Below are 9,144 nucleotides of genomic sequence, written 5' to 3'. Positions count from 1 at the left end.
GGCCGAAGCGGATCACCGGCACCCGCCCCGGCGCCGGTGATCCGCTTCGGCCCGGTCAGCCTGCTGGGCGGCAAGGTCCTGTTCTCCGACCGCTTCATCCAGCCCAATTACTCGGCCGACCTCAGCGAGCTGACCGGCAAGCTGAGCGCCTTTTCCTCGGTCGCGCCGCAGGGCGGCACGCCCGAGCTGGCCGACCTGGAGCTCAGAGGCCGGGCCGAGGGCACGGCCTCGCTGCAGATCCTGGGCAAGATCAACCCCCTGGCCCAGCCGCTGGCGCTGGACATCCAGGGCAAGGTGCGCGACTTGGAGCTGCCGCCGCTGTCGCCCTACTCGGTGAAATACGCCGGCCACGGCATAGAGCGCGGCAAGCTCAGCCTGGACGTGGCCTACGCCGTGCAGCCCAACGGCCAGCTCACGGCCAGCAACCAGCTGGTGCTGAACCAGCTGAGCTTCGGCGACAAGGTGGAGAACGCATCCGCCAGCCTGCCGGTCAAGCTGGCCGTGGCGCTGCTGGCCGACCGCAACGGCGTGATCGACATCAATCTGCCGATCTCAGGCTCGCTCAACGACCCGCAGTTCAGCCTCGGCCCCGTGATCTTCAAGGCCATCGTCAACCTGATCGCCAAGGCCCTGACCTCGCCGTTCAGCCTGCTGGCTGGCGCCCTGGGTGGGAGTGCCGACGAGCTCGGCACGGTGGCCTTCGCGCCCGGCAGCGCCCTGCTCGGGGCCGAGGCCCGGCAGAACCTCGACAAGCTGGCCAAGGCCATGACCGAGCGGCCCGCGCTCAGGATGACCGTGGTCGGCACCGCCAGCCTGCAGGCCGAGCGCGAGGGCTACCAGCGCGAGCGCCTGCGCGCCCTGGTCCTGGCCGAAAAGCGCCGAGCCCTGCTGGCCGGCGGCGCCGCGGCCGACGCCGTCACGCTGGGCGATGCCGAGTACCCGGCCCTGCTCAAGGAGGTCTACCGGCGTGCCGACATGCCCAAGCCGCGCAACCTGATCGGCCTGGCCAAGGACCTGCCGCCGGCCGAGATGGAGGCTCTGCTGCTGGCCCATGTGCCGGTCAACGAGGACCTGATGCGCGAGCTCGCGCTACAGCGCGGCGTGGCGGTGCGCGACTACCTGGTCGCGCGCTCGCTACCGGTCGAGCGTCTGTTCCTCGGCGCGGCCAAGACCGTGGCGGCCGAGCCCGCCTGGCGCCCCCAGGCCGAGCTCAGCCTGAGCATGCGCTGAGCCCTCGTCGAACGCGATCTCGCGCACGGGACCAAATCCCGGCGAAAATAGCGGTTTGACTGCCCGGCGCCACCGCCGCCGGGCCGGCCTCGGGCCGGGCCATCGCCCGGCCTGGCGCCTCCAACCCGAATGACAACGATGTTTTCCTTTTCCCGCAACACCACGCCTGCCAGCCCCGCCGTGAACCAAGCCCCTTCCAAATCCCAAGAGCCGCATCCGCTCGACGCCCTGACCGGCGGCGCCTTCTCGGCCTCGACCTCGGGCGAGCGCGCCGCGCGCATCCGCGAATGGCTGACCACCGAGCCTGCCCCCGAGCAGCTGCAGGAGGTCTTCAAGGAGCTCAGCGCGCGCGACAAGGGCGCCGCCAAGCCGCTGCGCGAGAAGCTCGACGAGATCAAGCGCGCCAAGGGCCAGGAGCTGCTGGCGGCCGAATGGGCCGAGAAGGCCCAGGGCCTGCTGTCCAGCCCGCGCCTGAACATCGCCGACGCCCTGGCCTGGCAGCGCGACGCCGCCAAGGCCGGTGCGCCGCTGTCGCGCGAACCCCTGGCCGCGCTCAAGCTGCAGCTGGCCGAACGTGTGAGGGCGATCGAGGATCTGCAGAACCAGGCCATGGTGCAGCGCGAGGCCGCCGTGCTGCTGGCCCAGCGCATCGAGGTGCTGTCCACCAAGGGCTGGCAGGACGCGCAGGCCGCGCTGGAGGTGCTGCGCGCCGACGTGCAGCACTGGCAGTCCCAGGCCGACGTGCTGGTGGCCGAGGCCAGCTGGTCCAGCGTGGACGCCAAGTTCCCGCCCCAGATCGAGGCCTCGCGTGCCCAGTTGCTGGTGGTCTGGGAGGCGTTCAGCGCTGCGCTGGCGCAGGCCGTGCTGGCCGCCGCCGACGCCACGGCCGCGCTGCCGCCCGTGCCGGTGTGGGCCGACGAACTGCGCGCCGCGCGCGGCCTGCCGCCGGCCGAAGCGCCGGCCGTACCGACTGGGGCCAGGACCGAGAAGCCGGCCCGGCCCAAGGTGGACCCCGAGCTGCGCGCGCGCGCCGCGCAGGCCGTGGGCGAGGCGCTGGCCCGGCTGGAGCAGGAAGTGGCCGAGGGCCATGGCAAGGGCAGCAGCGGCGCCGCCGCCGCGCTGCGCAACGCGCTCAAGGAGCATGGCCGGCTGATCGACGACAAGCTGGAGGCCAAGGTCCATGCCGCCCTGGCCTCGGCCGGCGAGCTCGAGGGCTGGCAGCGCTGGCGCGCCGACCAACTGCGCGAGGAGCTCGTGGCCAAGGCCGAGGGCCTGTTGCTGCGCACGGGCAAGGACGGCCAGCCCCTGCCCGAGGGCCAGGCCCCGCAGCCGCGCCTGGGCGGGCGCAAGATGCAGGAGACCCTGCGCCAGCTGCGCGAGCAGTGGAAGAGCACCGACCAGGGTGGCGTGCCCAACCATGCCCTGTGGAAGCGCTTCGACGCGGCCTGTAACGAGGCCCACAAGGTGGTCGAGGCCTGGCTCGACAAGCTCAAGCAGGAGTCGGCCGAGCACCGTGCCCAGCGCCTGGCGCTGATCGAGGAAGTCAAGGCCTGGGGGGCAGCCAACGCCTCGGCCAGCGACTGGAAGGCCTTCCACCGCGCCCTGCACCAGTTCTCCGAGCGCTGGCGCGAGGCCGGCCACCTCAGTGAAAAGGCCTTCGCCGAGCTCCAGCCGCTGTGGAAGGAGGCCATCCACGCCGCCGCGGCGCCGCTGGAAGCCGCGCAAAAGGACAGCGTGGCGCGTCGCCAGGCCCTGATCGACGAGGCCACCCGGATGGGCGCTGCGCCGGCGCTGCGCGTCGATGCCGTGAAGGCCTTGCAGCAGCGCTGGCAGGCCGAGGCGCAGGGCGTGCCGCTGGAGCGCAAGCTCGAGCAAAAGCTCTGGGACGCCTTCCGCAAGCCGATCGACGAGGCCTTCAACCGCAAGACCGAGGAGCGCGAGAAGGCCGCCACCCAGATGAGCGAGCACGATCGCCTGGTGCTGGAGGCCGCCCGGGCGCTGGAGGCCGCCAACGCCAGCGGCGATGTCCAGCGCATTCGCGCCGCCATGGCGGCCCTGGACCAGGCGCTCAAGGGCCAGGCCCAGGCGCAGGCCGAGCGCTCCGAGCCGCAGCCTGCTGCCGAGGCCGCGCCGGCGCCTGCCGAGACGGCGGGGGAGGCCGTGGCCGAGTCGACCGAGTCTGACGAACCGGCTGCGGCGGCCAGCGAGGCGCCGGCCGCCAAGCCGGCCGCCAAGCCCGTGATCGCGATGCGCGGCGATGACCGCCCGGGCATGAAGAAGGCAGAGCCAGTCGTGGCCGGCCGCGGCGGCGCGCGCTTCGGCGAGCGCAAGGGCGCGCCGGGTGCGGGGCGCTTCGGCGATCGGCGCGAGGAGCGCGGCACGCGTGATGGAGGCCGCGACGGTGGCCGCTTCGGCGACCGTGCCGAGCAGCGGGGGCCGCGCCTGGGCGATGCCGCCTTCCGCGCCCAGCGCGACGCGCTCGAGCATGCCCAGGCGGCGCTGCGCAAGCTGGCTGCACAGGCCCATGGCGAGGCCCTGAGCCAGCTGATCGCAGCCTGGGAGCAGCGCCAGTCCGAGCAACTGCCGAGCCAGCAGGAGCTGGGCCGCGGCGTGACCCCGGCCCTGCGCGGAGCCTGGGTCCAGGCGCTGGGCGCGGCGCCTTCGGGCGACGCCGCCGAAGCCCTGCTGCGCCTGGAGATGGCGGCCGAGCTGCCCACGCCGGCCGAGCACCTGAACGCCCGTCGCGCCCTGCAACTGCAATTGCTGACGCGCCGCAACGACCCGGCGCCGGCCCAGACCTGGGGCCGCGATGCCGCCACGGTGCTGGCCAGCGGCTTCGACGGCGCCAACGCCCGTCGCCTGCAGAACGCGCTCAAGGTCCTGCTGCGGAACTGAGGGCGCACCGAACCCGCTGATGGCACTGCGGCGGGCCTGCTGCCGGCGGCGGTGTTCGCCTTCTGGACTTGGCAATGGCAGTTTGCGCCGAATGGACGGCTGCCGGCCGGTGAGGTTTCCGGCCCGGCATGGTGTGGCGGACAATGGGGTCATGAGGAGGACGACTGAAGCCCATGCGCATCCTGCTGGCGGAAGACGATGAATTGCTGGGCGCGGGCCTGAAGGCCGGGCTCGCCCAGCAGGGCTTTCATGTGGACTGGGTGCGCGACGGCGTGGCCGCCGAGCGCGAGCTGACGACCGGGGCCTATCAGGCGGCCGTGCTCGACCTCGGCCTGCCGCGCCAGGACGGGTTGGACAGCCTCAAGGCCGTGCGCGCGCGCCGCGTGGCCACGCCGGTGCTGGTGCTGACCGCGCGCGACGCCTTGCCCTCGCGCATCGAGGGCCTGGACGCCGGGGCGGACGACTACCTGATCAAGCCGGTCGATCTGCTGGAGCTCGCCGCGCGCCTGCGCGCACTGGTGCGGCGCGCCCATGGCGAGGCGCAGACACGGCTGAGCGCGGGCGGGGTGGAGCTCGACCCTGCCGCGCACCGGGTCTGGCTCGATGGCCGGCCGGTCGAGCTCTCGGGCCGCGAATACGACCTGTTGCACGTGCTGCTGCTCAACGCCGGCCGGGTCCTCACGGCCGACCAACTGGAGCAGCACCTCTACCCCTGGGGCAGCGAGGTGGCCAGCAATGCGGTTCAGGTGCATGTCTACCATTTGCGGCGCAAGCTGCGCCCCGGGCTGATACAGACCGTGCGCGGCGTGGGTTACATGCTGCAGCGCGAGGCCCAGCCGTGAGCGGGGCGCGCGAGCCGCTGTGGCGCCTGCGGCCCCGTTCGCTGCAGGCCCGGCTGCTGCTGACCGTGCTGGGCCTGGTCGCCGGCGTGTGGCTGGTGGCGCTGGTGGCCACCTGGTACGACACGCGGCACGAACTCAACGAGTTGCTCGATGCCCACCTGGCCCAGACGGCGGCGCTGCTGTCCACCCAGCCCGTCGAAGAGCTGGACGACGACGCGTTCACCCAGGCGCCGACGCTGCTGCACAGGTACCAGCCGCGCGTCGCCTTCCAGGTCTGGCATTCGGGCCGCCTGGTGGTGCGCTCGGAGCAGGCGCCCAATCTGCCCTTGTCCGACAGGCGACAGAACGGCCTGGCCGACAGCCAGGTGGGTGGGCAGGCCTGGCGCGTGTTCACCACGCCCGGACGCGAGCCGGGCGTGCTGATCCAGGTCGGTGAGCAGTGGTCGGCGCGCCGCCACATCCTCGTGGCCAGCCTGCGCAGCGTGATCTGGCCCGCGCTGCTGGCGCTGCCGCTGCTGGTGCTGGGCATCTGGTGGGCGGTGCGCGACGCGGTGCTGCCGCTGCGCCGGCTGGGGCAGGGCGTGGCAGAGCGCCGGCCCCAGTCCCTCGAGCAGCTGTCGGCACAGGGCGTGCCGCCCGAAGTGCAGCCACTGGTCACCGCGCTCAATGGCCTGTTCGAGCGCATGGCCGAGCACTTGGCGTCGGAGCGGCGCTTCACCGCCGACGCCGCGCACGAGCTGCGCACGCCGATCGCCGCCATCCGCATGCAGGCCCAGGTCGTGCAGGGGGCGGCCAGCGAGGGCGAGCGCCAGCGCGCGCTGGGCGCCACGCTGCAGGGCTGCGACCGCGCCACCCATCTGGTCGAGCAGCTGCTGCAGCTCGCGCGCCTGGAAGCCGAGGAGGCCGCGGCGCCCGAGGCGTCCGCGGGCGGCACCGACCTGGCCGCGGTCGCGCGCAGCGTGCTGGCCGAGCTGGCGCCGCAGGCCCTGGCGCGCCGGCAGGAGCTGGCGCTGGCGGCGCCGTCGCCCCTGCGCGTGGCCATGAGCGCGCCGCTGGCGGCCGTGCTGCTGCGCAACCTGGTCGACAACGCCTTGCGCTACAGCCCGGACGGCGCCAGGGTGCAGGTGGATCTGGCTGCAGGGCCGGCGAGCCTGACGGTGGAGGACAGCGGGCCGGGCCTGCCCGACGAGGCCCTGGCTCGACTGGGCGAGCGCTTTTTCCGTGTGCTCGGCACCAGGCAGTCCGGCAGCGGCCTGGGCTGGTCCATCGTGCGGCGCCTGGCCCGCCTGCACGGGCTGGCGGTCGAGCTGGACCGCAGCCCGCAACTGGGCGGCCTGCGCGTGCGCATCGCCTGGCCGCAGGCGGCTCAGGGCTGAAAGAAGGCGTCGAACATCGGGGCCAGCGGCGCCAGCTCTTGCAGGAAGCGCGGGCGGTTCACGAAATAGGCCTCGCAGGCCACGGCAAAGAATTCGTCCGGCGCCGTGGCGCCATAAGGGTCGAGCCAGACCGGCGCGCCGCCAAAGCGCTCGGCCACGATGAGCTGTTCGCGAAAGCGCTCGTACTCGGCCAGCAACTGCTTCAGCCAGGCGGCGCGCGCAGCGCGTGCCGTGGGCGCGCCCATGAAGCCCGCCGGCAGGGGCGGGCAGCCGTCGGCCTCGCCGTCGCGCAGGTCCATCTTGTGGATGAATTCGTGGATCACCACGTTGTAGCCCTGCGTGGCCGAGGCGCCGGCCTGGTCCACGTCGCGCCAGCTCAGCATGACGGGCCCGCCCTCCATGGCCTCGCCAGCCAGGGCCTCGCTGTAGCGATGCACGACGCCATGCTCGTCCGTGATCTCGCGCTGCGCCAGCACTTCGTCCGGGTGCATGACGATGCCGACGAAGTCGTCGTACCAGCGCAGCGCGGCCTCGGGTGCGTCGGGCGGCCCCAGGTGCAGCAGCGGCCGGCAGGCCTGGACCGCCACGGCCAGGGCCATGGCGTCGCTGACCACCAGGCCGGAGGTGCCCTGGAATTCCTTCTGCGCCAGGAAGTGGCTGGCCAGCCGGCGCAGGCGCTGGCGCTCGGCCCTGTCCAGGGCGGCGAGAAAGGGGTAGTGGGCCAGGGTCGTGTGCCACAGGGCTTCGGGAATGGCCTGCGGCGCCGATCCGCGCGGCCGCAGGCGCCGGCGCAGCCAGTCGAACATCAGTACAAATCCAGGCGCTGAGGGTCTGCGCCCGGTGTCAGTCGCAGCACCTGGGCGCGTGGCGGCTGGGCGCCGGCGTCCCAGTCGCTGAGCACGATGCGCCGCAGGCCTTCGCCCAGCGGGTGGTCGGCCGGGCGGTGGGTGTGGCCGTGGATCAGCGTGGTGGCGTTGGCCGCCTGCAGCCACTGGCGCGCCAGCGCCGCGTCGACGTCGGCGTAGGTCGCGTCGCTGCGCTTGCGCGCCTCGCTTCGTGCGCGCATCTGACGCGCAAGTGCCTGGCGCTCGGCTAGGGGGCGGGCCAGGAAATCCTGCTGCCAGTTCGGGCTGCGCACCTCGGCGCGAAAGCGCTGGTAGTCCAGGTCGTCCAGGCACAGGGCGTCACCATGGCTGAGCAGCCAGCGTTGGCCAGCGAAGGCCAGCACCGTGGGGTCCTCGAGCAGCCGCATGCGGCACTGGGCGGCGAAGGCCGGGCCGAGCAGGAAGTCGCGGTTGCCGTGCAGGAAGAACAGGGTGCAGCGCGCGGACGCCTCACGCAGGCAGTCGCCGCCGAGCGCTTCGAACGAACCGGGCGTTGCGGCGTCGTCGCCGACCCAGACCTCGAACAGGTCGCCCAGTATGAACAGGGCGTCGGCCGGCGTCTCGGCCAGGTAGCGCCGCCAGGCTGCGAAGGTGGCGGGCTCGCTGGCCTGCAGGTGCAGGTCCGAAATGAAGTCGACCGTGCGCCAGCCCGCGGGAGCGCTGAGCTCGGCGGGCCGGGGCACGGTCGCGGTGGACATGGTGGAGGAGATTGGTGTCAGTCGCCGCCGGGCCGCCCCAAGGCGACTGCGGCCCCCTTGGGGGGCAGCGCAGTACACGCAGTGACAAGCGTGGGGGCCATTTAAAGCGCGACGGCTTTCTCGATCACCACGTCGGTCTGGGGCACGTCATCGTGGAAGCCCTTGCGGCCGGTCTTCACGGCCTTGATCTTGTCCACCACCTCGGTGCCGGCGACGACCTTGCCGAACACCGCGTAGCCCCAGCCCTGGGCCGAGGGCGCGGTGTGGTTCAGGAAGCCGTTGTCGGCGACGTTGATGAAGAACTGCGCCGTGGCCGAGTGCGGTGCGTTGGTGCGGGCCATGGCGACGGTGTAGTTGTCGTTCTTCAGGCCGTTGTTGGCCTCGTTGTCTATCGGCGCGTCGGTGGGCTTCTGGTTCATGCCGGGTTCGAAGCCGCCGCCCTGGATCATGAAGCCGGGGATCACACGATGGAAGATGGTGTTGTCGTAGTGGCCCTTGCTCACGTAGCTCAGGAAGTTGGCGACCGACTTCGGGGCCTTGTCGGCGTCGAGTTCGAGCGTGATGACGCCGAGGCCGGCGATGTGGAGTTCGACTTGGGGCTTGCTCATGGCGGGGTCCTTATTTGACGAGGGTTGCGTTGCGGATGACCACGGGCGTGAGCGGCACGTTCTGGTGCATGCCGCGGTTGCCGGTGGCGGTGGTGCGGATCTTGTCGACCACGTCCATGCCGCCCACCACCTTGCCGAACACGGCGTAGCCGTGGCCGTCGGGTTGCGGGGCGTTCAGCATGGCGTTGTCCACCACGTTGATGAAGAACTGGGCGGTGGCCGAGTTCGGATTCGCGGTGCGCGCCATGGCGATGGTGCCACGGTCGTTCTTCAGGCCGTTGCCGGCTTCCAGCGGGATGGGCGCGCGCGTGGGCTTTTGCTGCATCTGCTCGTCGAAGCCGCCGCCCTGGATCATGAAGCCGTCGATCACGCGGTGGAACACCGTGCCGTCGTATTGCCGCTCGTTCACGTACTGGAGGAAGTTCTCCACGGTCCGGGGTGCCTTGACCGGGTTCAGCTCGAGCACGATGTCGCCGGCCGTGGTGGTCAGCTTGACGCGCGGCGCCTGCTGCGCGAGCGCTGTGCCAGCGGCCAGGGTCAAGGCGGTCAGGAGCAGGGCGGCGCGGCGCGGCCGCGAGAATGCGAAAAGGCTCATGGGCGGGTGTGCTTAC

The 9,144-nt window shown here is 72.2% G+C and carries 8 protein-coding genes; 4 read left to right on the top strand and 4 right to left on the bottom strand.

Going from position 1 to position 9,144, the window contains the following annotated elements; translation table 11 throughout:
- From FFS10_RS22035 to FFS10_RS22020, 4 genes are all read left to right on the top strand, one after another.
- The coding region (locus FFS10_RS22035) for a DUF748 domain-containing protein (protein ID WP_137896743.1) at positions 1 to 1,230 on the top strand (1,230 nt) is incomplete at its 5' end.
- Positions 1,231 to 1,368: 138 nt separating this feature from the next.
- Positions 1,369 to 4,125 carry a DUF349 domain-containing protein gene (locus FFS10_RS22030; protein WP_137896742.1) on the top strand — a complete coding sequence of 919 codons (2,757 nt, stop codon included), beginning with the start codon at positions 1,369 to 1,371 and terminating at the stop codon, positions 4,123 to 4,125.
- Positions 4,126 to 4,298: 173 nt separating this feature from the next.
- Positions 4,299 to 4,967 carry a response regulator gene (locus tag FFS10_RS22025; protein WP_137896741.1) on the top strand — a complete coding sequence of 223 codons (669 nt, stop codon included), beginning with the start codon at positions 4,299 to 4,301 and terminating at the stop codon, positions 4,965 to 4,967.
- The gene (locus tag FFS10_RS22020; protein ID WP_249931388.1) at positions 4,964 to 6,343 is read left to right on the top strand and encodes an ATP-binding protein; all 1,380 of its coding nucleotides are present in this window, start codon (positions 4,964 to 4,966) and stop codon (positions 6,341 to 6,343) included. The genes FFS10_RS22025 and FFS10_RS22020 overlap by 4 nt, the downstream gene beginning before the upstream one ends.
- On the opposite strand, the gene FFS10_RS22015 is transcribed toward FFS10_RS22020, so the two are convergent.
- From FFS10_RS22015 to FFS10_RS22000, 4 genes are all read right to left on the bottom strand, one after another.
- Complete coding sequence (locus FFS10_RS22015) at positions 6,334 to 7,149, bottom strand: M90 family metallopeptidase (protein WP_137896740.1); 816 nt, start codon at positions 7,147 to 7,149, stop codon at positions 6,334 to 6,336. The two genes, FFS10_RS22020 and FFS10_RS22015, sit on opposite strands and share 10 nt — an antisense overlap.
- The gene (locus FFS10_RS22010) at positions 7,149 to 7,925 is read right to left on the bottom strand and encodes a UDP-2,3-diacylglucosamine diphosphatase (protein ID WP_137896739.1); all 777 of its coding nucleotides are present in this window, start codon (positions 7,923 to 7,925) and stop codon (positions 7,149 to 7,151) included. Before FFS10_RS22010 ends, FFS10_RS22015 begins: the two co-directional genes overlap by 1 nt.
- Before the next feature lie 101 nt (positions 7,926 to 8,026).
- On the bottom strand, positions 8,027 to 8,533 hold the full coding sequence (locus FFS10_RS22005; RefSeq protein ID WP_137896738.1) for a peptidylprolyl isomerase: 507 nt from the start codon (positions 8,531 to 8,533) through the stop codon (positions 8,027 to 8,029).
- 10 nt (positions 8,534 to 8,543) lie between these two features.
- Entirely contained in the window at positions 8,544 to 9,128 is a 585-nt protein-coding gene (locus FFS10_RS22000) for a peptidylprolyl isomerase (protein ID WP_137896737.1), read from the bottom strand.
- Between the last annotated feature and the right edge of the window lie 16 nt (positions 9,129 to 9,144).

This window comes from Ramlibacter sp. 2FC, assembly GCF_005503345.1.
GTDB lineage: Bacteria > Pseudomonadota > Gammaproteobacteria > Burkholderiales > Burkholderiaceae_C > SCMQ01.
Note: the sequence above shows the minus strand (reverse complement) of the source record. Positions and strands in the feature narration are given on the sequence as shown.